Below are 23,952 nucleotides of genomic sequence, written 5' to 3'. Positions count from 1 at the left end.
TGCTCTCCTAGCTTGTGCCCGCCAGAAACCCCGCGATCAGCGCGGCGGCCTTATCGGGGTCTTCCTCATGCGCCAAATGGCCGAGACCGGGGAGAAGTTCCAGCCGCGCATTTGGGAGCCAGCCCTGCGCATCGCGCGCCCATTCGGGCGGGATGGCGGGATCATTGCCGCCGTGCAGCAGCAGCACCGGATTGGCGACCTCGCCCATGCGGGTGCGCAAGGTGGGCAGGTCCCAGTTCGCCATCATCGCCAGCGCGCCGCCGGCATGGCCGGGGTGCTTCAGCAATGTGCGATAGCAGGCGAGACCCCCGGCCTCGATCCGCGAATGGGTGGAGCGCCACAGGAACCGCTCGGCCCCGCCGACAAGGTCGATGCTGCCGGTGAAAATGCGCGGCACCAGCGGGTTGGCGAAAAGCGTTTTGGCGACCGCAGGGAAGATCTGCGCCAGCGCGCCGGGGAAGGGGCGCAGCGCGGCGTTCAGCCCGACAATCGGCCCGGCATAGGCGTGATCGAGCGCCAGTTGCAGCGCCACCGCAGCGCCTGCCGAATGGCCGATGATCGCGGCAGGCTCCACCTCCAGCGCGTCCAGCAGGGCAGAGACTTCGCGCGCCATGGCGGGCAGGCTCATGGCATAGGCGTCATGGCCTTGCGTGAAGGCATGGCGCGGCAGATCGGGCGCGATCACGGTGTAATTCTGCGCCAGCAGCGGCATCAGCCCGCGCCATGAATGGACCGAGGCGCCAGTGCCGTGGAGCAGCAGGAGGGGCGGTCCGGCTCCCATGCGCTGCACATGCCAACGGGCCTTGCCGACTTCGATGAAGGTGCTGGCATCGCGGTGCGGCCAGATCAGGCCCTCGCGGTTCCAGTCGAGGCGGCTCATGCCGCGCTGGAACGGGTGGGCGCACCCTGCGCGGCATTGATCGCGGCTTGCAGCATCTTTGCGTCAGCGCGGGGCAGGGCGAGGAAGCGGCCGTCCAGCGCGCTGGCGAGGCTGGCGCCTTCGGGGCCGGGGCGGGCGGAGATATCGACCACCAGCGCATCGATCCCGCGCGCGGCAATCGCCTTGGCGGCGGTCTCGGCGTCGCTCATCGCCTGCGGGCGGCCGGGCGAACCGTCGGCAGCGATATTGGCGCGCCCGTCGGTGAGGATCACCAGCGCCGCGCTGCGGCCGCGCGCGATCACGGCCTCGGCCACTTCGCGCGCCAGATGGAGGCCCATCGCAAGCGGCGTCCCCCCGCCGCCGGGCAGTTCGGCAAGGCTGCGGCGGGCGCGTGTCAGCGAGCGGGTCGGGGGCAGCAGCAGCTCGGCCTGCTCGCCCCGGAACGCGATCAGCGCGACTTCCGAGCGGGTGACATAGGCCTGCGCCAGCATCAGCTCGACCGCGCCCTTGGCCTCGGCCAGCCGCGCTGCTGCTGCCGACCCCGAGGCATCGACCGCAAAGATCGTGACCCTCGCGCTGCGCTCCTCGAAGCGGCGGATGCGCAGGTCTTCCTTGCGCATGATGATGGGAGAGGAAGGGTCTGCGCCGTTTTCGCGGCGGCGCACCGCCTGCCACGGCACAGCCGCGCGAAGGCTGTCGATCAGCGCCAGCTTCGCCCCGCCGCGCGGCATTCCGGGGCGCGCACCCAAGGGCTTGCCGCGGGTCGCTGCCTTGCGCTTCTGGCCGGTGCCGCTCGATCCGGCGCGGCGCGGCGCCTTGCCCTGTGCTAGGCTAGCCAGCAGGTCCGCCGGGATCGACGCCTTGGCCGCCTCGACCAGAATCTCGGAAAGATCGGGCTCCTGCTGTTGCTGCTCGCTATCGGATGGATTGTCGCGCTCGCCATCGGGGGGCGGGGGCGGCTGGTCTTCGGGTGGCTCTTGCGGCTCCTCCTGCGGGGGCAGACGGGTGGCACGCGGGGCGAGGACAAGGCCGACCGCACCGGCCAGATCGGCCTCGGACGCGGCGCTGCGCCCCTCCAGCGCGGCCAGCCCCCGTGCGGCCTCTCCGGCAAAGATCAGTGCGCGAAGGCTCTCCACGCCCAGCATTTCGGCGGTGGCGGCCAGCGCCTTGAGGGCCTGCCTATCCAAAGGCGCGACATCGGCGAGGCGTCCGGCGGCGGGCGTGAGGTCCACCCCCTGCCAGCGCCGCGATTGGGCCAGATCACAGGCGAAGGCTAGGCGCTCGGTGAGGCTTGCGGGCGGGGCTTCGTCCGGCTCGGTGGCATCGTCGAGCAGCACCAGCGCGGCGGCATCCTCGTCCAATGCCTGCGCCAGCCGACCGGCGACGCCTGTATCCATCCGTTCGGCCATGCCAGCCAGCAATGCGCCGCCTGCCGCTTCCTCGATCAGCCCGCGCTGGCGCACCGGCGCACCGGCAGCGAGGCTCGCGGCGAGATCGATCCCGCCAAGCAGGCGCTCGTCATCGACATGGCCGGGGATGCGCCGCAGCGCGATATTCTCGCCCAGCGCCGCCACCAGCGCCTCGCGCGCAGGACCAGCGCCGCGCAGCACCATCCCGCGAAACAGGCGCGGGGCGAGGCAAAACAGCCGCGCCGCCAGCAGGGCAGGCTCCAGCGGATCGTCCGGCAGAGCGCCGGGCGTGGTCATCCGAACAGCTCGGCAATCGCCCGGGTGATGCGCGCGGTGGAGCCGGTTTCATCGAGCACATCGCGCCGCAGCCGGTGGCGCAGGGCCGAGGGCGCGATGGCCACCAGATGCTTGCGGGACACTTTCTTGGCCCCCTCCAGCGCCGCCAGAGCGCGGGCAGCGCGCATCAAAGTGAGCTCGCCGCGCAGGCCGTCCGCGCCCACCGTAAGGCACAGATTGGCGGCATCGCGCAGCACCTCCTCGCCCGCCTCCAGCTTGGCAAGCCGGGCCTTGCCCTTGGCCACTTGCTTGAGGATCGCTGCGTCGGCCTCGGCAAAGCGGGCGGCGAAAGCTTCCGGGTCAGCCTCGTTCGCTGCGACCAGGCGCATGATTTCGATGCGGACTTCGATATCCTTGGGGCTGCGCACTTCGACCGAAAGGCCAAAGCGATCGAGCAATTGCGGGCGCAATTCGCCCTCTTCGGGATTGCCGCTGCCGATCAGCACGAATTTGGCCGGGTGGCGCACCGAAAGCCCCTCGCGCTCGACCACATTCTCGCCCGAGGCGGCCACATCGAGCAGCAGATCGACGAGGTGATCCTCGAGCAGGTTGATCTCGTCGATATAGAGGAAGCCGCGATGGGCCTTTGCGAGCAGGCCGGGTTCAAACGCCTTCTCGCCCGAGCGCAGCGCGCGTTCCAGGTCGAGGCTGCCGATCACCCGGTCCTCGGTCGCGCCCAAGGGCATGTCGATGAAGGGCACAGGCCGCTTCACCAGCTTGCCGGTGCCGACCACACCGGGATAGCGAGCCTGATCCTCCTTCGAGGCGCCATAGGGGCAGCCGTCTGCGGCCATGATCGGCGGGAGCAGGCTGGCGAGCGCGCGCGCGGCGGTGCTTTTGCCTGTGCCGCGATCGCCGAACACCATCACCCCGCCGATAGAGGGGTCGACGGCGGCGATCAGCAGCGCCTGTTTCATCTCGTCCTGACCGACGATTGCGGAGAAAGGGAAGCGTGCCATGTGGCTAGCCTTGTGAACCTTTGAGAAGGTTTGGACAAGGGAAAGTGACAGGCTGGCTAGACAGTATTCCCGAATTCCGTTCGCCTCGAGCGCAGTCGAGAGGCGTCGCGCAGGTGTCTCGACTGCGCTCGACACGAACGGAGGGTAGCTATCTCTTCCCCAGCCTATTCAACACCAGCACCGGGAGCAGCCCCGCCGCGAGCAGGATCAGCGCCGGGATCGATGCTTCGATCAGTCGCTCGTCGCTGGCGAGGCGATAGGTGCGGGTGGCAAGGGTTTCGAGGTTGAAGGGGCGCAGGATCAGGGTCGCGGGCAGTTCGCGCAGGGTGTCGATGAACACCAGCGCGGCGGCCCCTGCAAGGCTGGGGGCGAGCAGCGGGGCATAGATCTTTGCCAGCACACGGCCCGGCCCCGCGCCAAGGCTGCGCGCCGCCGAATCGAGCCCCGGCGGAATGCGCGAAAGCCCTCCGGTGACGGAGTTGTAGGCGACCGTCAGGAAGCGCACGCCGAGCGCATAGACGAGGATCGCCGAGGTGCCGGTGAGCAGCAGCCCGCCGCTCCAGCCCAGCTGATCGCGGGCAAAGCGGGTGAGGGTGACGTCGAAAGCGCCGAGCGGTGCCAAGAGGCCCACCGCCAGAAGCGCGCCGGGCAGCGCATAGCCCAGGGTCGCCAGCCGGATCGCGCCGGCCGTCAGCCCCGCACCGGATCTTGCGCGGGCAAAGGCGAGGAGGAGCGCGGCGACAAGGCACAGGCTCGCCGTCATCAGCCCCAGCCGCAGACTGCCGCCCGCATAGGTCGCCAGATCGCCCGCCGCGCCTTGCGCTTCGGGACTGGCGGCCAGCGTCATCAGGTAGAAGGCGGGCAGCAGGAAGCCGAGCGCCACCGGCACAAGGCAGGCGACAAGGGCGAGCGCCTTGCCCAGCGGCGAGAGTGCCACCAGCGGCTCCGCCTCACGGCTTTGGGCGAGGCCGTCGCGGCTGTCGGTGCGCCCGCGCCGGGTGGCCGCCTCGAGCGCCACCAGCGCGATGACGAAGAGCAGCATGACGCCGGCAAGCTTGAGCGCGGCAGGCTTGTCCCCCATCGCCAGCCAGCTGCGGAAGATGCCGGTCGAGAAGGTGGGGATGGCGAAATACTCGGCCACACCGAAGTCCGCGAGCACCTCCATCAGCACCAGCGCAAGGCCCCCCGCGATGGCCGGGCGCGCGGCGGGCAGGGCCACCTCGCGAAAGGCGCGCCAAGGCCTCGCGCCAAGGCTGCGCGCGGCGCGGAACTGGGCAAGGCTCTGGGTCGCAAAGGCGGTGCGCGCCATGAGGTAGACGTAAGGATAGAGCACCAGCCCGAACACCAGCGCCCCGCCGCCCAGCGAGCGGATATCGGGCAGGGCATAGTCATGGACGCCCCAGCCGGTCGCGTCCCGCAGCGCGCTTTGCACCGGCCCGGCATAGTCGAGCATGTCGGCATAGACATAGGCGGCGATGTAGGCGGGCAGCGCCAGCGGCAGCACCAGCGCCCAGCTCAGGATATTGCGCCCGGGAAAGCGGGTCGCCGCGATCAGCCATGCACAGCCCGTGCCGATCACGCCCGCGACTGCGCCTGCGAGCACCATGAGGAGCGCGGTGTTGGCGATATAGGCGGGCAGCACGGTGCGGGCGAGATCGCCGAGCGCCGCGCCCGAACCCCCGCCTCCGCCCAGCGCCGACCAGCCGATCGCGGCGATCGGCAGGCCCGCCAGCGCGGCAATTGCCAGCGCGCCAAGGCTCCAGCGGCTCAGCGCCCCTGCGCCGCCGCTTGCCGAGCTGCCTGCAAATTGCCTAAGGCGGCTCACCGGCGCACGCCGGATGCGAAGGGCAGGAACCAGGATTGAGCCTCGAATTTCGTCATATTGCCCACGGCTATGGTCAGGTCCGGGCGCTGGAGGACATCAGCTTCCACGCGCCGGCAGGAGAGATCACCTGCCTGCTTGGCGCGTCGGGTTGCGGGAAGTCAACTCTGCTTGGCCTCGCGGCGGGGCTGCTCACGGTGCAGCAGGGCGAGATATTGCTGAACGGCACAGTGCTGGCCGATGCCCGTCACAGCCCTCCGCCCGAAGCGCGCCCCGTGGGGCTGGTGTTTCAGGACGGCGCGCTGTTTCCGCATATGACGATTGCACAGAATATCGCCTTCGGCCTGCCCAAGGCCCGCGCTGGCGAGGCCGAGGGCTGGCTGGCGCAGGTCGGCCTTGCGGGGCTGGGCGCGCGCTATCCGCACCAGCTTTCGGGCGGGCAGCAACAGCGCGCCGCGCTCGCCCGGGCGATGGCGCCGGGGCCGCAGGTGCTCCTGATGGACGAGCCCTTCGCCAGCGTCGACATCGTGCTGCGCCGCAAGCTGCGCCGTGATTGCCGCATCATCCTGCGCGAACGCGGCGCGACCACGGTGCTCGTCACCCATGATCCGGCCGAGGCCCTCGATATTGCCGACCGGATCGCGGTGATGGAGGCGGGACGGATCGTCCAGTTTGCAACCCCCAGCGAGCTTCACGATGCCCCTGCCAGCGCGGCGGTGGGCGCGATGTTCGGAGGGGCGCAGGTCATCTCTGGCACGCGCGGCGAGGGCGGCTTTATGACGGCTTTCGGGCTGTGGAGCGCCGATTGTGCCGCTGCGGCTGTGCCGGAAGCCGCCGCCTATGATCTGCTGGTTCATGCCGATGCGCTCGATCTCGCCGAGGACCCGCAAGGGCTGCGGGTGCGCGATTGCCACGCGATTGGCCCCGCCGTGCGGGTGGTGCTGGTGGCGGCGGACGGCAGCGAGATCACCGCCGAGAGCGCCGCGCCGGTCAACCCCGCCAGCCGCTACCGCATCGCCCCGAGGAAGGGCAGCCTCAAGGTGTTTGCCCAAGGCTAGCACTTGCGCATCGCCAGATAATATTGCAAGTCATTCGCAACTTGCTATCAGGATTCGCGAAAGTCATGAAGAAACTGCTCCTCGCCCTTGCCGCCTGTGCCAGCCTTGGCGGGCTTGCCGCCTGCTCAGAAGGGGCGGAGGGTGACGGCGCAGCGCCGACCGATGCGGGCGAGGTCAATGTCTATACCGCGCGTCACTACGACACCGATCTGGCGCTCTACGAGGACTTCACCAAGACCACGGGGATCAAGGTCAACCGCATCGAGGCCGATGCCGACGCCCTGATCGAACGCATCGCGGCCGAGGGCGAATTCAGCCCCGCCGATGTCTTTGTGACGGTCGATGCCGGACGCCTCGCGCGGGCCGAGGAGGCCGGGATCCTTGCCGAGGTGGATTCGCCTGTGCTGCAAGAGCGCATCCCCGCCCACCTGCGCGATCCCAAGAACCGCTGGTTCGCGCTCACCACGCGGGCGCGGATCATCATCTACAACAAGGCCAAGGGACAGCCTGCGGGCCTTGCCACTTACGAAGACCTCGCCAAGCCGGAATTCAAGGGCCGCATCTGCATGCGCTCCTCCTCCAGCGTCTACAATATCGCGCTGCTCTCCAGCATCATCGCCCATGACGGCGCGGCCAAGGCCGAAAGCTGGGCCAAGGGCTTGGTCGCCAATTTCGCGCGCCCGCCGCAGGGCAATGACATGTCGAACATCGAGGCCGTAGCCGCCGGCGAATGCGACATCTCGCTGGTCAACACCTATTACCTCGCCCGTTTCGCCAGCGGAGAGAAGCGCAAGGTGCTGGACGGCGTCGGGATCATCTTCCCCAATCAGGCGACCACCGGCGCCCATGTCAACATGAGCGGGGCGGGCGTGGTGAAGTCCTCGCCCAACCGCGCCAATGCGGTGAAGTTCCTCGAATACCTCGCCTCCGACACGGCCCAGCAGCTGCTTGCAGGCGGCAACAACGAATATCCCACCGCCAAGGGCGTCGCTGCGACCTCGGCGGTCGAGGCGCTCGGCAGCTTCAAGGCCGACACCCTCAGCGCCGCCGAAATCGGCAAGGGCCAGCCGCAAGCCGTGACGATTTTCAACCGCGCGGGCTGGAACTGATTTGCGCTCCATCAAGGCGCGCTTTCAGGCCTTATCACTAAACTGTCTTGAAGGGGGCGCGGTGTTCGTCCATTTGCGCCCCGATCCTGCGGGCCGCTTCTGGCCGGCGCACACCTGTATCCGAGGCCTCTCTTGACCAACACCGCCCCGACCCGCGACCAGTTCACTGAAAGCGCGGCGCTCTCTGTCGAGACGATCACCTATGTGCACCACTGGTGCGAGGGGCTGTTCACGCTCAAGATGACGCGCCCGGCGAGCTTCCGCTTCCGCTCGGGCGAGTTCGTGATGATCGGCCTGCCGGGCGACAACGGCAAGCCGCTGCTGCGCGCCTATTCGGTCGCTTCGCCGAGCTATGAGGAGGAGCTGGAGTTCCTCTCGATCAAGGTGCAGGACGGCCCGCTCACCTCGCGGCTCCAGCACATTCAGGTCGGCGATCCGATCTATCTCGGCAAGAAGCCGACCGGCACGCTCGTCACCGACGCGCTGCTGCCGGGCAAGCGGCTGTTCATGCTCTCGACCGGCACCGGCCTTGCGCCCTTCATGAGCCTCGTGCGCGATCCCGAGGTCTACGGGATGTTCGAGGAAGTGATCGTCGTCCATTCCGTGCGCAACGTCGCGGAACTAGCCTATCGCGAGCTGCTTGAAAGCAAGCTCGAAGGCGACCCGCTGCTCGAGGATGAAGACCGCGCGCGGATGATCTACGTGCCGACCGTCACCCGCGAGCCCTTCCGCACGCAAGGCCGCATCCAGCAGCTGATCGACGATGGCCGCCTGTTCGAACAGTCAAAGGGCCCGCAGCACTTCGTGCCCGATGAAGACCGCGTGATGCTGTGCGGCTCGATGGCGATGATCAAGGACCACGCCGCCGATCTGGAGCAGCGCGGCTTTACCGAGGGCGCGAACAACAAGCCCGGCCAGTTCGTCATCGAACGCGCGTTTGTGGGGTAAGCCTGCGGCGGAGCTTTCCGCTGCATTCACAAGTGGTTCAGTATCGCGGCGGCAGTCTTTTCCCGGCAACAGGGAGACTGCCGTGCCCGATCATGTCCTGCCCGCTATCGCCGCTTTCGCTGGCGCATTGATCCCCGCAGCCGCGCTTGCGCAGGAGGAGCGCGTCTCCTCGCTTCCCGATTACAACCTCGTGCAACTCTCGGTCGCTGCCAGCGCGGTTCCGATCGAGGAATTCCAGTCCCGCACCATGGCGATCAATTCCTGCGGGGAGGCGGTGAAACTGGGCAAGGCGCTGGGCGCGAAGGTGGAGCGCAAGACCTTTGTTCACGCGACCGAACTGCCCCCGCAATTGCGGCCGGTGCTGAAGGATCTGCCCAACGGCATGGCCACTCCGGTGCTGACCGAGGACGGCAAGGCGCTGCACGTGCTGGTGGTGTGCAGCCGCTCCTGACCTCTCCCCACTTTCGCGCTTGACCCTTGGCGAGCGGCGCTGTTCAATCGTGGCAAATCAAAACCCATTTGCCTCGGAGAGAACCCCCCATGCTCGCGACCTCCTATCGCACCGCCTATAATGAAGACCACGAGGCCTTCCGCGACACTGTCCGCAAGGTCTTTGCCGAACACCTGACGCCGAACCTCGACGAGCATGAAGCCAACGGCATCGTGCCGCGCGATGTGTGGAAGGCCGTGGGCGAGGCGGGGCTCCTGTGCCCCACCGTGAAGGAAGAAAACGGCGGCTTGGGCCTCGATTTCGGGTTCAACTGCATTGTCGCCGAGGAACTCTCCTACCTCGGCTCGGCGGCGGGCTTCACGCTGCAATCGGATATCACCGCCAACTATTTCGAGCGCCTCGGCACCCCCGAACAGCGCGCCAAATATATGCCCGGCATGGTGACCGGCGACATCATCACCGCGATCGCCATGACCGAACCCGGCGCCGGCTCCGACCTTCAGGGCATCCGCACCACGGCGAAGAAGGACGGCAACCACCTCGTCATCAACGGCTCGAAAACCTACATCACCAACGGCCAGAACGCCGACGTGGTGATCGTGGTCGCCAAGACCGATCCCGAGCGCGGGGCCAAGGGCATCAGCCTTGTCCTCGTGGACGCCGATACCCCCGGCTTCGAGCGCGGACGCAATCTCGACAAGATCGGGCAGCATTCCGCCGACACCTCGGAGCTGTTCTTCAACGACTGCCGCGTGCCGATGACCAACATCCTCGGCGCGGAAGGCATGGGCTTCGTGCACCTGATGGAGGAACTGCCGCAGGAGCGCCTCAGCATCGCGGTCGGCGCGCAGGCGGCGGCGCAGCGCGCGTTTGACGAGGCGGTGAAGTTCACCAAGGAGCGCGCGGCTTTCGGCAAGACCGTGTTCGAATTCCAGAATACCAAGTTCACGCTCGCGGACCTCAAGGCCAAGCTGCAGGTGGGCTGGGCGCATCTCGACTGGGCGATCAGGAAGCACCTCGCGGGCGAGCTCACCACCGACGAGGCGAGCGCGGCCAAGCTGTGGCACACCGATCTCCAGTGGGAAGCCTGCGACGTGTCGCTGCAACTCCACGGCGGGGCGGGCTACATGAACGAATACGCCATCGCCCGCCTGTGGCGCGATGCGCGCGTGACGCGCATCTTCGGCGGCACGAACGAGATCATGAAGGAAGTGATCTCGCGCTCGATCTAAGTGCCTTGGGAGGGTCCTGACATGACCGAACCGCTCGACTTTACCGGCAAACGCGTGCTCGTCATCGGCGGGTCGAGCGGGATCGGCAATGGCATCGCGCACGGGTTCCGCCTGCGCGGCGCAAGCGTCACTGTCACCGGCACACGGCCCGATGCAGGCGATTATCTCGAAGCCGAGGACAGCGACTTCACCGGCCTCGATTACTGCCAGCTTGACCTCACCGACCGCTCGGCGGTGGACCGGCTGGCGGGGGTGCTAGGCGCGGTGGATGTGCTGGTGCTTTGCCAGGGCACGGTGCGCTATGGCCGGCAGGAATTCACCCGCGATGGGTGGGATCAGGTGGTCGACATCAACCTCAATTCGGTGATGGATGCCGCCCGCGCATTCCACCCCGCACTGAGCGCAGCCAAGGGCGCGATCATCATCGTCTCCAGCGTGGCGGCGTTCAAATCGACCATCGGCACGCCCGCCTATGCGGCATCGAAGGCGGGCGCGGCGAGCCTGACCAAGACGCTGGGCGAGGCCTGGGCGCGCGACGGCATCCGCGTCAACGGCATCGCTCCGGGCCTTGTGCCGACCAAGCTGACGAGCGTGACCACCGATCACCCCGAACGCCTCGAAGCGTCCCTCAGGAAGATCCCCCTGCGCCGGATGGGTACGCCCGAGGACATGGCCGGCGCGGCGCTGTTCCTCGCCTCGCCGCTTTCGGCCTACATCACCGGCCAGACGCTGGTGGTGGACGGCGGCCTCACCCTCTCCTGAAGGAAGCACCCGCGATGCAATTCACCCGCCTCGGCCGCTCCGGCCTCACTGTCTCGCGCCTGTGCCTTGGCTGCATGTCCTATGGCGACACCTCCAAGGGCTGGCACGGCGACTGGCTGCTGGACGAGGACGCCGCGCGCCCGTTCTTCCGCGAGGCGCTGGAGGCGGGGATCAATTTTTTCGACACGGCCAACATCTATTCGGGCGGCACCTCGGAGGAGATCACCGGCAAGCTGCTCAAGGAGATGGCGCAGCGTGACGAGATCGTGGTCGCCACCAAGGCTTTCGGCGTGTGGCGCAACGCCCCCAATTGCGGCGGGCTTTCGCGGAAGGCGCTGTTCGCCGCGATCGACGACAGCCTGACGCGGCTGGGCATGGACCATGTCGATCTGTTCCAGATCCACCGCTGGGACGACAACACGCCCATCGAGGAGACCATGGAGGCGCTCCACGACATCGTGAAGGCGGGCAAGGCGCGCTATATCGGCGCGTCTTCGATGTATGCATGGCAGTTCGCCCGCGCCCAGGAGACCGCGCGCACGAATGGCTGGACGCGGTTCATCTCCATGCAGAACCAATTGAACCTGCTCTACCGCGAGGAAGAGCGCGAGATGCTGCCGCTGTGCGCGGTGGAGGGCGTGGGGGTCATCCCGTGGAGCCCGCTCGCGCGCGGACGGCTGACGCGGCCATGGGGCGAGACCTCGGTGCGCTCGGAAAGCGATGTCGTGGGCAAGGTGCTCTACAAGCCCGAGGACGCGGCGGATCGCGCTGTGGTTGACCAGCTTGCGCAGCTGGCCGCCGCACGCGGGGAGGCGATGGCGAGCCTTGGCCTCGCATGGCATTTCACCAAGCCCGAAGTCACCGCCCCGATCATCGGCGCGACCCGTCCGCAGCACATCGCCGACGCGGTGCGCGCGCTCGATATCGCGCTGACGGCAGAGGAAGTGGGCGCGCTCGAAGCGCCCTATCGCCCCAAGTTCCCGACCGGCATGGGGATGCCGATGCCCGCGATGGACAAGGTAAGTGTGAGGTAGGGGCGGGGGGGCTGCACCACCAGCAACCGAATGTTACATTCGCATGTGATTTAGTCACAAGCGCGTCACATGCTTGCGCCACTCCTGTCCTTGCAACTGTGCGGGGCCACGATGGACGTCGTCAATATCTTCCTGACCAGCGAACTTGGCGAAAGCCTTGATGATTTCGTGCATGATGATCGGCGCTTCACCTTCGACAAGCTGGGCCCTGATGGCCCGCGCCGGTTGGTGGAAGGGCCGATGTGGGCCTTTGTCGACTGGGTGATGCCGACCATCTCGGGGCTCGAGATGTGCCGCCGCCTGCGCGCCGATCCGCGCACCGCCGATGCCCATGTCACGATGGTGCTGGAAGAGGACGATGCCGAGGATCGCCGCCGCGCGCTGCGGGCCGGGGCGGATGACTATCTGGTCGGGCCGCTCTCGCGCACCGCGGTGCTCGACCGGGTGCTGGCGCTGCAATCGCGCGGGGCCGAGCGCCACGCCACCCGCCGCTTCGAGGCGGGCGCCTTGACGATCGACATGGCTGCATTGCAGGCGCGCTGGGCGGGCGAGCCGATTGTGCTGCGTCCCAACGAATTCCGTCTGCTGCGCTTCTTTGCCGAAAACCCCAACCGCGTGCTCACCCGCGAGGATCTGATCAGCGGCCTCGGCAAGCGCGAACCGGCCATCGACGAGCGCACCGTCGACGTATGGGTCGGCCGGTTGCGCCGCGCGATCAAGGCGGCAGGCGGCGGCAACCCGCTGCGCACCGTGCGCTCCTTGGGATATGTCTTCGATCTGGGTTGAGAGGTGAGATGCCTCGTCGCCCCGTGCGTGACACGGGGCTCGGCCTTCTTCCGGACTGCGACCCAAAAAAGGAGCCTAACCCCGTGTCTGGCACGGGGTGACGGGTTCGGGAGAGACCGGAGCCTCTCCCGGTTGGTCAGAAACTCGCCTTCAACCCGATCGCGAAGCTCGTGCCGACATCGAAGGTGTTGAGCTCGGCGCGGTTGCCGTTCACTTCCTGGAACTCGAAATTGTCGCGCCCGAAGATGTTGCGCGCCTCAAGGCTCAGCTCCAGCGGAATACCGGCCAGCTTCAGCTCGCTGCGGGCGACCAGATCGACCGTCAGGCCCGGAGCCTCGACCACATCGGGCAGCGCCCCTCCGCGCAGGGTCACACGCTCGCTCGCATAGTTGAACAGCACGGTGAACTGCTGCACCTTTTCGGTGTCCTCGATCCCCAGCGACAGGTTGGCGACGTGGTCCGACTGGCCCACCAGCGGCGCGCCGTCATCGAACAGCTGGCTCGCCGGCTGGCCGACAGCACCCGGGATCGGCGCCAGATCGCCCGCACCCACCGAAATGCTCGACTGGGTGTAGGTGTAGTTGGCGAGGATCAGGAACTGCTTGGTCTCGAAGAAGCTGCCCCAGTCGGCGAGGTCAATGCCGTAGGAAACGTCCAGCTCGGCCCCGTAAAGCTCGGCCTTGGGGGCGTTGGCATAGCTTGTCTCGATGATCCCCGGCGCGGTGATCAGGAAGTTCTCGATCGGGTTGTCGATCGACTTGAAGAAGCCCGCGAGGCTCACCTTGCGAGGGCCCCCGAGGTAATATTCGAGCCGCGCTTCGGCATTGATCAGCTCGCTGTCCTGAAGGAACGGGTTCCCGCGGAAGCGGCGGTTCGATTCCGGATCGAAATAGGTCTGCTCCACCAGCTCGCGGAACTGCGGGCGGGCGATGGTCTGCGAGGCCGAGAGGCGCAGTTGCAGATCATCCATCGCCTGCCATGTCACCGTTGCCGAGGGCAGGAAATAGTCGTTGGCGATGCGGGTCGGGTTGGCGAGGTTGCCCCCGCCGAAAGTCGGATCGGGCGCGGCGACCTGAAGGCCGTCTTCGTAACGCACACCGGTTTCCAGCGTGAGCGTGTCGGTCGGCTGGTAGCGGCCCATCAGGTATCCGGCGTGCACCGTCAGCGCGGCGTCGAACACCGGGAAGGGGGTGGGATCGGAAACGGTAATGTTGAAGAAGGGCTGCGCAGTGGTGCCGGGCGGAATGATGCCGGTCGCAAGGGTCGATCCGTTGATGATGTCGCCCGGACGACGCAGGCCCAGCGCGCGCAGGGCGGTGGTGAATTCGGCCGAGGAGCTGATCAGCGGACGGATGATGAAGGAGATCGAACGGCGCGCGGTGTCCGAATAGGAATAGCCCGCCGTCAGCGTCAGGTTGTCGGCCACTTCGTAAGACACGTCCGCGCCGCCGAACCACAGCTTTTCGGTCAGCTCTTCAAAGCCGACCTGGATGCGCTCGGTCCCGCCCACCAGCGCGCCCACGTCGACCACGAATTCGCTGCCGAAGGGATCATTGGGGATGTTGGTGCGGATATAGGGCACGATCGCGTTGTAGGGCGCCTCGCGGTCGGTCTGGGCATAGCCGCCGCGCAGATCGATCTCGAAGGAGTCGAAGTTGAACTCGGCAACGATCTGCGAATCCATCAGCTGGCGTTCGAACCAGCCGGTCTGCTGGGTCTGGAAATCGAACGGGCGCGCGACATCGGTGAAGGCGTCGGTGCCGGTGGCGAGACGCGCGGTCTTGAGGGTGTCGCGGATGTAGAGATTGGTCCAGCGGACAGTGTGCTCGCCGATATCGAGGCCGATCCCGATCATCGCGTTCACCAGCACCTTGTTGTCGGTGATGAAGTTCTGCGAATCGAACAGGATCTGGCCCGCCTGCGCATCGCCGAACTGCTGGCTGGTGACATTGCGGTTGCGCCAGGTGTTGGTGATCCCGGCCGTGGCAATCAGGCCAAGGTAATTGCCGTCGCCCACCTCAATCGAGGCGCCGCCAGTGAGGTTGGCGGAGAAGTTGGCGGGCAGCACGTTGTTCTTCTGGAGCGTCACCAGATTGGTCGGCAGGATCTGCCCGGCCAGCTGGCGTTGCACCGCAGCCGGCGCATCATTGATGCGCGTGCCGCTGGCGATCAGGCCTTGCAGCGCGGTCGGGATATCGCGGTTGCCGTTGTCGAAGCCGAAGCTGTCCAGATCGCTGCCGAAATAGGTCAACCCGTTCTGGAAGGTGGTCTCGGTATCGCCGCTGGAGCCGATGGAGATGGTGAGGAAATCCTCGGTCGGGATCGCCTTGGTGGTGAGGTTGATCACCCCGCCGCCGAATTCGCCCGGGAAGTTGGCCGAATAGGTCTTCTGCACGAGGCTGGAGGAGATCACGCTGGTCGGGAAGATGTCGAGCGGGACGACGCGGCTCAGCGGTTCGGGGCTGGGAAGCGGCAGGCCGTTGAGCAGCGCGAGAGAGTAGCGATCGCCGAGGCCGCGCACGAAGACGCGGCCATTGCCGACCAGCGACAACCCGCTCACCCGGCCGAGCGCGCCGGCAATATCGCCTTCGCCGGTGCGGGCGATATCGGCTTCGGAGAGCACGGTCAGCACCTGGCCGGAATTGCGCGCCGGATCACGGCTGCGGCGACCGGTGACGATGATGCCGCCGCCCGGCACCGAAATGTCGGACTGCTGGAGCTCTTCTTCCGGCGGGGTCTCCTCGGCGGGCGCGTCGGTCTGCTCCGTGGCCTGCTCCTCGGGGGCCGGCTCGCTGCCTGCGTCCTGTGCTGCAAGCACGGACGGCATGGTGAGCGCGGTGGTGAAAAGCAGCAGGCCTGCCAGGCGCTTGCCGGTCGACATAGGTGAGAACCCTCTTTTAAATTGGTCGTGCTGAATGCGAAAATGGGGGAGACGCTGCGGGCTGCGGCGTCTCCCCCGTAGAGCGGTCAAGACGCTCGCTTAAACCGGGTAGACCGGGAGCGAGGTGCAGGCGCCGGTCGAACTGCTGAAGTTCTGGATCGACGAGTTGCAAGTCCAGTTGCCGAAGATGCTGGTCAGCGCCGCGGCGTTCTGGATCGCGCCGATGAAGGTGCGGTTCGGGAAGAAGGTCGAACGGCCGTTCGCGGCAAAGGGCGTGCGGGCGGTTTCGTTCGCGCCGTTGACCACGCCGTTGGTGAGCGTGATCGCAAAGGCGAGGTTGTTGTTGGTGCCGCCGTTGATGCGGGCTGCGACATCGGCATTGGTGTTGCCGCCGCCGCCGCGGATCGGATCGGTCGCCGGGCAATCGCCGACCACCGAGTCCACGCCGATGATCGCCGCGAGCGTGGTCGGCTCGTCGATCTGGAAGCAGTGGTTGGTGCCGGCATTGATCACGCCGTTGGTGAGACCGAGCGCCGCGCCGCCGCGGGCCTGCACCACCTGCGGAGCCGCATCGCGCGCCGCGAAGGTGAAGTTGTTCACCTGGAAACGGGTCTGCGGGATCGCGTTCGAGGGGGTGCGGTCGGCAACGTTGGGCGAGTCGAGTTCGATCAGGCGGTCGCCGGTCGAGGACCGCTGCACCGCGATCACGGTGTCGAGATTGACGATCGCGCCGGTATCGACGTCGAGCGAATCGTCCGACGCGCCGATGATCGCGAAGTTGCGGGCGTTGAACCCGCCGCCGAAGAACTCGATGCCGTCATCCGAGCTGTTGAACGAGACGAGGTTCTCGATCACCGTGCCCGAACCCGCGCCGCCGGTGGTCAGCGACTGGAGTTCGTTGTTCGGTGCCAGTTCGAAGCCCGAGAAGCGGATCTGGTTGAAGCGGAACGAGCCCGAGCTGTCAGCCGAGTTGGCCCCGCCGAACGGGGTGGCAACAGCGGCACCTTCAAGACGGCCTTCGCAGGTCGGGTTGTTGGTCGGCGCGGCGGCGGTGTTGAACACGCCGGTCGAGCAATCCGAGATCGGCGCGCGGCCGAGCAGCACGACGCCGCCCCACTGCTGCTGGCTGTTGTCGCTGGCGACGCCCTGGATGTTGTCGCGGCTGGTCCAGATGATCGGGCGTTCGGCGGTGCCGTTCGACTGGATCGCGTTGCCGCGGTTGACCACGAGGTAGGAGTCCTGCTGCGCGAAGAAGATCACGCCCGGCTCGACATTGAGGGTGACGGTGGTGCCGGTCGAGGAGAAGCCGCGATCCGTGCCGACATCGACGCGGCCGTTGATCTGGTAAACCAGCCCGCGGATGAAGGGCAGGGTGTCGGTCGAGGTGAAGCGCGCCGGCAGCTGGCACACACGGTAGGTGCCGGTCGGGCCCGAAATGGTGCCGGCATCTACCAGACCGCCCGAGGTGGCGATGGTCGGACAGCCGGCCGCCGGGGTCACCAGCGTCTGGGTCGGCGTGGGCGTCGGCGTCGGGGTGGGCGTCGGGGTCGGGTTGTTGATGATGATGTTGCCGCCGGTGCCGGGCGAGACGATTTCGTCCGCGCCGCAGCCGGCGAGCGCGAGCAGGCTGCAGCCCAGAACGAGAGTGCGTTGAATGTTTTTCACAGCGAGCGGTCCCCTGAAAAGCCGAGAATCGGGTGCGCGTTGAAAGCCGGTGGATTCGGCTGCGCAGGGCTTCGCTAGGGTTGCTGCATGACAGAATTCTTGCAGCGTTACAGTCGCATGGCATTCGCTGTAATATGACTGAAGAATGACAAATGTGACGAAGCGCCACTTCAGCGAAATCGCGATTGTGACAGTTCCTGGTGACGCAAAAACAATGACTTGCGGTTTTAAATTGCAGAAATATTACATTATTACGCTTTTGTTGCGGATGCGCTTTTTTCGAGTCACTATGCTCCCACACTGGAAGAGGAGCCTTCTGACCATGTCCTTCACGCTGTTTGCGACGGCCCTGATCGCCGCCACGCCGCTGCCGGCCGCACCTGTCGCCGGGCTTGCTCTTGCTGCCGAAAGCGATCTGGCGGCCACCACGCTCGCCACCGGGCGCGGGGAGGAGGCGATTGTCACGCTCCAGCGCGCCAGCGCCGCCGATCCGCATGATCCGGCGGTGATGATCAATCTCGGCATCGCCTATGCCCACCGCGGCGAGGACGCCAAGGCGCGCGCGGCCTTCGAGGCGGCGCTGACCTGCCACGAGGTGGTCGATCTCGATACGGCCGACGGGGCCACCACCGATTCGCGCCGGCTTGCGCGCAGGGCGATCCGGATGCTCGAACGCGGCGAGTTCCGCCCCGCGCAGCTGCGCACCGAACAGCTGACCTACCGCAACTAAGCGCCGCCGAAAGGCACGCAAAAAGGGCGGGTTGCCGATCCGGCAGCCCGCCCTTTTGCGTTGTGCAGCCCCTTGCAAATGCGCGCTTTCGCGGGACTGTCACCCGCTTGTCATTTAGGTTAGACATTGGGCGGAGGATTACAGAGGGACCCGGGGAATGATTCTCGCCGCGGCTGGCCGCGTCACCATTGTCGCCATGCTGCTCGGCCTAGCGACCGGGGCACGGGCCGATGTGCTTGAGCTCGGGGCCGAAGGTGCGCGCTGGGTGGCCGGGCCGCTGGCGGGCAGGCCTGCCGCAGCGACCGCGAGCCAAACCGAAGCGGCAAGCGCGCCAGTGGTGGTCGAAGGGCTTGCGCTGCCCGATGCCATGATCGCCGATCCCGCGCGCCATGCTGCTGGCATTCCGCCGCGCTACACCGCCAAGATTGCCGAACTCGCCGCGCGCTATGATCTTTCGCCCTCGCTGCTCGAAGCGCTGGTGTGGCAGGAGAGCCGCTGGCAGGAAAACGCGGTCTCGCCGGTCGGCGCGCGCGGTCTTGCGCAGCTGATGCCGGGCACAGCGCGCTATCTCGGGGTCAATTCCGACGATCCCTTCCAGAACCTCGAAGGCGGGGCGCGCTACCTGCGCGAACAGCTCGACCGGTTCGGCGGCGATCTCGAAAAGGCACTGGCCGCCTATAACGCAGGGCCCGGACGGGTCGAGCGCGCGGGCGGCATTCCCAATATCCGCGAAACCCAGAACTATGTGGCGGCGATCATCGGCCGCTTGTCCAACCATGCGCGTGTCTCAGGCCGATAGGCGGGGGCACGTGCGAGACGTGAAAGTACCATGAAGGAAATGATGTCGCTGCTCCGTTTGCCTGCCCGTATGGCTGCCGTTCTCACCCTCGCGCTCGCGCCTGCCGCGGCCATGGCGCAGACCGCCGATCCGGCCGGCTCCGGCCCGATCAACAATGCGCTCCTGTGGCTGCAGGGCACCTTGCTGGGCACCGTGGCGACCACGGTGGCCGTCATGGCGGTGGCCGCGATCGGCTTCATGATGCTCACCGGCCGGATGAACTGGCGCTTCGGCGCGACCGTTATCATCGGCGTCTTCATCCTGTTCGGCGCGACCACCATCGTCGCCGGCATCCAGTCGGCTGCCGGATAGGGCCATGAGCGAGCTCGTCCGCCATCCGGTGCACCGCGCGCTCACCCGTCCGCAGATGTTTGCGGGCGTGACGATGAACTTCTTCATCATCAACCTGATGGTGACGACGATCGCCTTCCTGATGCTCAAAAGCTTCTGGATCATTCCGGTGCCGCTGGTGATGCACGTGATCGGCTACTTCGCGTCCTTGCGCGAGCCGCGCATTTTCGACCTGTGGATCACCAAGGTCTCCAAATGTCCGCGCGTGCCCAATTTCAAGCGCTGGGGGTGCAATTCCTATGCCCCGTAAATGGATCGGCGCCGCCGCGTGGAGCGCGAAGGAAGCCAAGGTGGGCGACCGCCTGCCCTATGCCCGCCTGATCGACGAGAGCACCGTGCTGCTGCGCGATGGCTCGGTGATGAGCGCGATCCAGGTGCCCGGCCTGTTGTTCGAGACCGAGGATTCCGGCGCTCTCAACGCTCACGCAGCGACCCGCGAGGTGATGCTGCGCAGCACGCTCGATGCGCGCTTTGTGATGTATCACCACGTCATCCGCCGCCGGGTGGAGGTGGAACTCGATGCCGAATTCCCCGACGCGCTCAGCCGGCATATCGATGCGCGCTGGAAGCAGCGGCTGGCGGGCGGATCGCTGTTCATCAACGATCAGTTCATCACCCTTATCCGCCGCCCCGCGCGCGGCAAGACCGGTCTGCCCGAGCGGCTGTCGAAGATGTTTGCGCGCAGCACGGCTGAAGAGCCCGAGGCCGATCCCAAGGATCTGCGCAGCCTCAAGGCGGCCGTGAGCGGCCTTGTCGCCAGCTTGCAGAATTACGGCGCAGCGGTGCTGGGCGATTATCAGGCCGCAGGCAGCAGCGGCACCAATTCGGAGATGCTGGAGCTGCTCTCGGCGCTCTATAATGGCGAAATGCGCCCCGTGCGCCGCCCGACGCCCGAAACCGATATCGGCCATATGCTGCCCTATCGCCGCGCCTCTTTCGGGCTCGATGCGATGGAACTGCGCGGGTCAGCCGCGCCCGATTTCGCCGCCATTCTGGGCCTCAAGGACTATCCCGAGGCGACCTCGCCGGGGCTGCTAGACAATATCCTGCGCCTGCCGTTCGAGATGGTGGTGACCGAAAGCTACGCCCCCAACGAGCGGACCACGGCCAAGGAGCGGATCGATCTCGCCCTCAGGCGTTCGCGCTCGGTAGACGAGGAGGCAGCGGCCGAACGTGCCGACATGCTGTCTGCACGCGATGCACTGGGCAATGGCGCGGTCGGCTTTGGCGATCACCACCTCACTGTGCTGGTGCGCGAGACGACGCTGCCGCGATTGGACGATGCGGTGGCAGCCTGCGCGGCGGCGCTCGCCGATACCGGCGCGATTGCGGTGCGCGAGGACACCAATCTCGAACCCGCCTTCTGGGCGCAATTCCCCGGCAACGAGGAATACATCGTCCGCCGCGCGCTGATTTCCTCGGCCAATATGGCGGGCTTCGGCAGCTTCCACGGCTTTGCCCTGGGGCAGGCGAGCGGCAATCACTGGGGTGATGCCGTGACGCTGCTGGAGACCACCAGCGCCACGCCGTTCTTCTTCAACTTCCACCACGGCGATCTCGGCAACTTCTCCGTCATCGGCCCTTCGGGTTCGGGCAAGACCGTGGTGATGAACTTCCTTGCCGCGCAGGCGCAGAAGTTCAAACCGCGCACCATCCTGTTCGACAAGGATCGCGGCGCGGAGCTGTTCATTCGCGGCATCGGCGGGCGTTATGACCGGATCGCGCCCGGCGCGCCGACCGGCTTCAACCCCTTGAGCCTGCCCGATACGCCCGCCAACCGCGCCTTCCTGCGCGACTGGCTCGGCGTGCTGCTCAAGGCGGAGGGGCCGGAAGAGTTCGCGACCATCAGCGCTGCGGTCGATGCGACCTATGCCAATGATCCCTCGCTCCGGCGCCTCAAGCACTTCAAGGAGCTGCTGGCGGGCACCCGCCGCCCGACGCCGGGCGATCTGGCGGACCGGCTGGCCGCGTGGATCGGTGAGGGCGAGCACGCCTGGCTGTTCGACAATGCGCAGGACAAGCTCGATCTCGCGACCCGCGTGATGGGCTTCGACATGACCGCGCTGCTCGAAAATCCGCGCCTGCGCACGCCCACGATGATGTATCTCTTCCACCGCATCGACGAGCGGCTGGACGGGCAGCCGACCATGATCCTGATCGACGAGGGCTGGAAGGCGCTCGACGACGAGGTGTTTGCCGCGCGCATCCGCGACTGGCTGAAGACGCTGCGCAAAAGGAACGCACTGGTGGGCTTTGCCACACAGTCGGCGCGCGATGCATTGGACAGCCGCATCTCCACTGCGCTGGTCGAGCAGACCGCGACCATGGTGTTCATGCCCAATTCGCGCGCGCGTCCTGAGGATTACTGCGACGGCTTCGGCCTCACGAGCCACGAATTCGCGCTGATCCGCTCGCTCCCCGCGCACAGCCGCTGCTTCCTCGTGCGCCAGCCCGATGCGAGCGTCGTCGTGCGGCTCGATCTGTCGGGCGCGCCCGAGGTGCTGACCATTCTTTCGGGCCGCGAGAGTGCGGTGCGGCGGCTCGATCTGCTGCGCGAGGCGGTGGGCGACGAGCCTGCGGCGTGGTTCCCGGCGCTTACGGGCCGCGCATGGCCTGATGGGGCGGCGGTGGATGCCGATGGCCAGCCCGTGTGGCAGGCCGCCGAATGAGCACCACCTGCGATATGGCCGCAGAGGCGATGGGCACCGGCGTCTCCGCCGCGCTCACTGCGGTCGATTGCATTGCCAGCGGGATGAGCGAGCAGGCCTTCAACCGCCTGTTCGGCACCGATGGCCAGCTGGCCTTCGCGCTGACGATCCTGCTGGGGCTTTACGTCGCGTTCTTCGGTATCTCGCTGATGCTTGGGCGCGCCAATCTCTCGGTGCGCGCGCTGCTGCCCAAGATGATGACGCTGGGGCTGGTTTTGACCTTCGCCACCAGCTTCGTCGCCTTCTCGGCCGTGTTCTACAACCTCTTCATCGGCGGGCCGGATCAGGTCGCGGGCGTGCTGACCGGGGTGCAGGGCGAAAGCGCCACGGCGGTGTTCGCGCAGAAGCTCGATGTGGTCTTCGCCGCGATCCAGAAAGCGAGCGGCGACACCAAGGATATCAGCGCCTTCTCGCCGCGCGGGATGATGTGGCTGGGGGCGATGCTGCTGTTGCTCGGCACGGTGGGCCTGTTGGTGACCGCGCGGATCGCGCTGGCGCTGCTGCTTGCCGTCGGCCCGATCTTCGTGGTGCTGGCGCTGTTCGAGGGCACGCGCGGGCTGTTCACCGGCTGGCTCAAGGGGCTGGCGATGATGGCACTGGCGCCACTGTTTGCGGTGCTGGGCGGATCGATCATGCTCGAACTTTCGGTGCCGGTGCTCGCGGCGCTGGTGAAGGTGCCGGGGCAGATCGACCAGAACGCGGCAATGGCCTTCTTCCTGATCGGCGCGGTGCATATGGCGCTGATGCTGCTGGCGTTGGTGGTTTCGGGCGTGATGGTGTCGGGCTGGCAGGTGTTCGGGCTGGTGCCGGACAAGTCCGCGCGCAGCCGTGCGGGCGATGCGGGTCGGATGATCGCCGCGCCTGCCGCCACCGTCGGCATGGCTCCGCGCAGCACCGCTGTGGCGCCTGCTGCGGCTGGCCTTGGCGCGGGCGCGCGCCGGGTCGATGTCGCGCCGGCGCAGGTGGTCACCGCCGCCAATGACACCGGCCCGGCAGGTGCCACGCGCGAGACCCGGATCTATGCCACGGGTGATGGTGCCGGACAGGCCGCGCCCTTCGCTCCCGCCGCCACCTCGCGCACACGCGGGATCGGCAACCGCTTCCGCTCGGCTGGCAGTGCTGCCCCCGCGCCTGCGCCTGCCGCCGTTCCCCCTTCGGAGACCTATCAATGACCCGCTCCAGCCGTTTCGGGCTGATCCTTTCCGCTGCCGCGCTGGCGCTGGCGAGCCCCGTGCTAGCCGGTGACGCGCGCATCCAGACCCGCGTCTATGACGAGGCCGCTGTGGTGCGGATCGACGGCAAGGTGCTGGTGCAGACCACCATCAAGTTCGCGCCCGACGAGATGATCGAGAATGTCGCGATCGGTGACAGCACGGCCTGGCAGGTGCAGCCCAACAAGGCGCAGACGATCCTTTTCGTGAAGCCGCTGGCGCCTGCCGCGCGCACCAACATGACGGTGGTGACCGACAAGCGCACCTACCTGTTCGATCTCGTCGCCTCGCCGCGCAATGCCGCGCTTTATGTGCTGCAATTCCGCTATCCCGAGTTGGAGAAGGCCGCCGAGGAAGCGCGGCTTGCCGCCGCTGCCGAGGCCGAGGCCGAAGCCCTGCGCGCCAAGGCCGATCCGGCCGAACTTGCCGCCGCGAAGGATCCGTACGCGGTGGTCGATCCCGCGCGGATCAACTTTGAATGGGCCAGTGCCGGCACGCCCGCGCTGCTGCCCGCCAAGACCTTCGACGATGGCGAGGCGGTGTTCCTCACCTGGCCCGCCGGTACCGCGATCCCGGCGATCCTCGTCACCAACGAGGACGGCGAGGAAGGGCCGGTCAATTTCACTGTGCGGGGCGAGACCGTGGTGGTCGACGGCGTGCCGCCGCAGTTGATCCTGCGCTCGGGTCGCGACACGGCGACCCTCACCAACACCGGCCCGGCTGCGCCCGCTGCGCACAGCGCCGGGCTCTCCGGCCCGCGCAAGAAGGGGGCGAAATGAGCC

At 67.0% G+C, this 23,952-nt stretch carries 21 protein-coding genes; 15 read left to right on the top strand and 6 right to left on the bottom strand.

Annotated features, from left to right (window positions below; all coding sequences use genetic code 11):
* Positions 1–7 precede the first annotated feature (7 nt).
* The 4 genes from bchO to RSE14_RS06400 form a co-directional block, all read right to left on the bottom strand.
* On the bottom strand, positions 8–880 hold the full coding sequence (gene bchO, locus RSE14_RS06415; RefSeq protein ID WP_324076417.1) for an alpha/beta fold hydrolase BchO: 873 nt from the start codon (positions 878–880) through the stop codon (positions 8–10).
* Positions 877–2,586, bottom strand: coding sequence for a magnesium chelatase subunit D (locus RSE14_RS06410; RefSeq protein WP_324076415.1), 1,710 nt, complete (start codon positions 2,584–2,586; stop codon positions 877–879). Before RSE14_RS06410 ends, bchO begins: the two co-directional genes overlap by 4 nt.
* Positions 2,583–3,584, bottom strand: a complete 1,002-nt coding sequence (bchI, locus tag RSE14_RS06405; RefSeq protein ID WP_324076413.1) for a magnesium chelatase ATPase subunit I — start codon at positions 3,582–3,584, stop codon at positions 2,583–2,585. The genes RSE14_RS06410 and bchI overlap by 4 nt, the downstream gene beginning before the upstream one ends.
* A 148-nt stretch (positions 3,585–3,732) precedes the next feature.
* A complete protein-coding gene (locus RSE14_RS06400; protein WP_324076411.1) occupies positions 3,733–5,409 on the bottom strand; it encodes an ABC transporter permease in 1,677 nt (558 codons plus the stop codon).
* A gap of 35 nt (positions 5,410–5,444) precedes the next feature.
* Between RSE14_RS06400 and RSE14_RS06395 the strand changes: the two genes are divergently transcribed.
* The 8 genes from RSE14_RS06395 to RSE14_RS06360 all read left to right on the top strand — a co-directional run bounded on the left by RSE14_RS06395 (position 5,445) and on the right by RSE14_RS06360 (position 12,786).
* Positions 5,445–6,464, top strand: coding sequence for an ABC transporter ATP-binding protein (locus RSE14_RS06395; protein ID WP_324076409.1), 1,020 nt, complete (start codon positions 5,445–5,447; stop codon positions 6,462–6,464).
* A gap of 65 nt (positions 6,465–6,529) precedes the next feature.
* Positions 6,530–7,573 carry a Fe(3+) ABC transporter substrate-binding protein gene (locus tag RSE14_RS06390; protein WP_324076408.1) on the top strand — a complete coding sequence of 348 codons (1,044 nt, stop codon included), beginning with the start codon at positions 6,530–6,532 and terminating at the stop codon, positions 7,571–7,573.
* A 132-nt stretch (positions 7,574–7,705) separates the two neighbouring features.
* Positions 7,706–8,521, top strand: a complete 816-nt coding sequence (locus RSE14_RS06385; protein ID WP_324076407.1) for a ferredoxin--NADP reductase — start codon at positions 7,706–7,708, stop codon at positions 8,519–8,521.
* Between the two features lie 82 nt (positions 8,522–8,603).
* Positions 8,604–8,972, top strand: a complete 369-nt coding sequence (locus RSE14_RS06380; protein ID WP_324076405.1) for a hypothetical protein — start codon at positions 8,604–8,606, stop codon at positions 8,970–8,972.
* 89 nt (positions 8,973–9,061) lie between these two features.
* Positions 9,062–10,204 carry an acyl-CoA dehydrogenase family protein gene (locus tag RSE14_RS06375; protein WP_324076403.1) on the top strand — a complete coding sequence of 381 codons (1,143 nt, stop codon included), beginning with the start codon at positions 9,062–9,064 and terminating at the stop codon, positions 10,202–10,204.
* A gap of 21 nt (positions 10,205–10,225) precedes the next feature.
* Entirely contained in the window at positions 10,226–10,966 is a 741-nt protein-coding gene (locus RSE14_RS06370) for an SDR family NAD(P)-dependent oxidoreductase (RefSeq protein WP_324076401.1), read from the top strand.
* A 14-nt stretch (positions 10,967–10,980) separates the two neighbouring features.
* Positions 10,981–12,000, top strand: coding sequence for an aldo/keto reductase (locus RSE14_RS06365; RefSeq protein ID WP_324076399.1), 1,020 nt, complete (start codon positions 10,981–10,983; stop codon positions 11,998–12,000).
* Between the two features lie 111 nt (positions 12,001–12,111).
* Positions 12,112–12,786 carry a response regulator transcription factor gene (locus RSE14_RS06360; RefSeq protein ID WP_324076844.1) on the top strand — a complete coding sequence of 225 codons (675 nt, stop codon included), beginning with the start codon at positions 12,112–12,114 and terminating at the stop codon, positions 12,784–12,786.
* Positions 12,787–12,922: 136 nt separating this feature from the next.
* Here RSE14_RS06360 and RSE14_RS06355 read toward each other — a convergent pair whose 3' ends face one another.
* A complete protein-coding gene (locus tag RSE14_RS06355; RefSeq protein WP_324076396.1) occupies positions 12,923–15,667 on the bottom strand; it encodes a TonB-dependent receptor domain-containing protein in 2,745 nt (914 codons plus the stop codon).
* 99 nt (positions 15,668–15,766) lie between these two features.
* Positions 15,767–17,332 carry a beta-helix domain-containing protein gene (locus RSE14_RS06350; RefSeq protein ID WP_324076394.1) on the bottom strand — a complete coding sequence of 522 codons (1,566 nt, stop codon included), beginning with the start codon at positions 17,330–17,332 and terminating at the stop codon, positions 15,767–15,769.
* Between the two features lie 322 nt (positions 17,333–17,654).
* Between RSE14_RS06350 and RSE14_RS06345 the strand changes: the two genes are divergently transcribed.
* The 7 genes from RSE14_RS06345 (at position 17,655) to RSE14_RS06315 (ending at position 23,949) form a co-directional block, all read left to right on the top strand.
* A complete protein-coding gene (locus RSE14_RS06345; RefSeq protein ID WP_324076392.1) occupies positions 17,655–18,062 on the top strand; it encodes a tetratricopeptide repeat protein in 408 nt (135 codons plus the stop codon).
* 157 nt (positions 18,063–18,219) lie between these two features.
* On the top strand, positions 18,220–18,861 hold the full coding sequence (locus tag RSE14_RS06340; RefSeq protein WP_324076390.1) for a lytic transglycosylase domain-containing protein: 642 nt from the start codon (positions 18,220–18,222) through the stop codon (positions 18,859–18,861).
* A gap of 39 nt (positions 18,862–18,900) precedes the next feature.
* The gene (locus RSE14_RS06335) at positions 18,901–19,212 is read left to right on the top strand and encodes a TrbC/VirB2 family type IV secretion system protein (RefSeq protein ID WP_324076388.1); all 312 of its coding nucleotides are present in this window, start codon (positions 18,901–18,903) and stop codon (positions 19,210–19,212) included.
* A 4-nt stretch (positions 19,213–19,216) separates the two neighbouring features.
* The gene (locus tag RSE14_RS06330) at positions 19,217–19,501 is read left to right on the top strand and encodes a VirB3 family type IV secretion system protein (protein WP_324076387.1); all 285 of its coding nucleotides are present in this window, start codon (positions 19,217–19,219) and stop codon (positions 19,499–19,501) included.
* A complete protein-coding gene (locus RSE14_RS06325; protein ID WP_324076385.1) occupies positions 19,491–21,920 on the top strand; it encodes a VirB4 family type IV secretion/conjugal transfer ATPase in 2,430 nt (809 codons plus the stop codon). The genes RSE14_RS06330 and RSE14_RS06325 overlap by 11 nt, the downstream gene beginning before the upstream one ends.
* Positions 21,917–23,131, top strand: coding sequence for a TrbL/VirB6 family protein (locus RSE14_RS06320; RefSeq protein ID WP_324076383.1), 1,215 nt, complete (start codon positions 21,917–21,919; stop codon positions 23,129–23,131). The genes RSE14_RS06325 and RSE14_RS06320 overlap by 4 nt, the downstream gene beginning before the upstream one ends.
* Positions 23,128–23,949: a TrbG/VirB9 family P-type conjugative transfer protein gene (locus RSE14_RS06315; protein WP_324076382.1), complete on the top strand. Its 822-nt coding sequence runs from the start codon at positions 23,128–23,130 to the stop codon at positions 23,947–23,949. Before RSE14_RS06320 ends, RSE14_RS06315 begins: the two co-directional genes overlap by 4 nt.
* Positions 23,950–23,952: the final 3 nt, after the last annotated feature.

The sequence above is a fragment of the Erythrobacter sp. genome, from assembly GCF_035194505.1.
Taxonomy (GTDB): Bacteria; Pseudomonadota; Alphaproteobacteria; order Sphingomonadales; family Sphingomonadaceae; genus Erythrobacter.
Note: the sequence above shows the minus strand (reverse complement) of the source record. Positions and strands in the feature narration are given on the sequence as shown.

What these genes read in the sequence shown, in the direction of transcription:
- bchO (WP_324076417.1), bottom strand. Translation starts at nt 880, where the DNA reads ATGAGCCGCCTCGACTGGAACCGCGAGGGCCTGATCTGGCCGCACCGC.
- RSE14_RS06410 (WP_324076415.1), bottom strand. Translation starts at nt 2,586, where the DNA reads ATGACCACGCCCGGCGCTCTGCCGGACGATCCGCTGGAGCCTGCCCTG.
- bchI (WP_324076413.1), bottom strand. Translation starts at nt 3,584, where the DNA reads ATGGCACGCTTCCCTTTCTCCGCAATCGTCGGTCAGGACGAGATGAAA.
- RSE14_RS06390 (WP_324076408.1), top strand. Translation starts at nt 6,530, where the DNA reads ATGAAGAAACTGCTCCTCGCCCTTGCCGCCTGTGCCAGCCTTGGCGGG.
- RSE14_RS06375 (WP_324076403.1), top strand. Translation starts at nt 9,062, where the DNA reads ATGCTCGCGACCTCCTATCGCACCGCCTATAATGAAGACCACGAGGCC.
- RSE14_RS06370 (WP_324076401.1), top strand. Translation starts at nt 10,226, where the DNA reads ATGACCGAACCGCTCGACTTTACCGGCAAACGCGTGCTCGTCATCGGC.
- RSE14_RS06365 (WP_324076399.1), top strand. Translation starts at nt 10,981, where the DNA reads ATGCAATTCACCCGCCTCGGCCGCTCCGGCCTCACTGTCTCGCGCCTG.
- RSE14_RS06360 (WP_324076844.1), top strand. Translation starts at nt 12,112, where the DNA reads ATGGACGTCGTCAATATCTTCCTGACCAGCGAACTTGGCGAAAGCCTT.
- RSE14_RS06355 (WP_324076396.1), bottom strand. Translation starts at nt 15,667, where the DNA reads ATGTCGACCGGCAAGCGCCTGGCAGGCCTGCTGCTTTTCACCACCGCG.
- RSE14_RS06345 (WP_324076392.1), top strand. Translation starts at nt 17,655, where the DNA reads ATGTCCTTCACGCTGTTTGCGACGGCCCTGATCGCCGCCACGCCGCTG.
- RSE14_RS06340 (WP_324076390.1), top strand. Translation starts at nt 18,220, where the DNA reads ATGATTCTCGCCGCGGCTGGCCGCGTCACCATTGTCGCCATGCTGCTC.
- RSE14_RS06335 (WP_324076388.1), top strand. Translation starts at nt 18,901, where the DNA reads ATGATGTCGCTGCTCCGTTTGCCTGCCCGTATGGCTGCCGTTCTCACC.
- RSE14_RS06330 (WP_324076387.1), top strand. Translation starts at nt 19,217, where the DNA reads ATGAGCGAGCTCGTCCGCCATCCGGTGCACCGCGCGCTCACCCGTCCG.
- RSE14_RS06325 (WP_324076385.1), top strand. Translation starts at nt 19,491, where the DNA reads ATGCCCCGTAAATGGATCGGCGCCGCCGCGTGGAGCGCGAAGGAAGCC.
- RSE14_RS06320 (WP_324076383.1), top strand. Translation starts at nt 21,917, where the DNA reads ATGAGCACCACCTGCGATATGGCCGCAGAGGCGATGGGCACCGGCGTC.
- RSE14_RS06315 (WP_324076382.1), top strand. Translation starts at nt 23,128, where the DNA reads ATGACCCGCTCCAGCCGTTTCGGGCTGATCCTTTCCGCTGCCGCGCTG.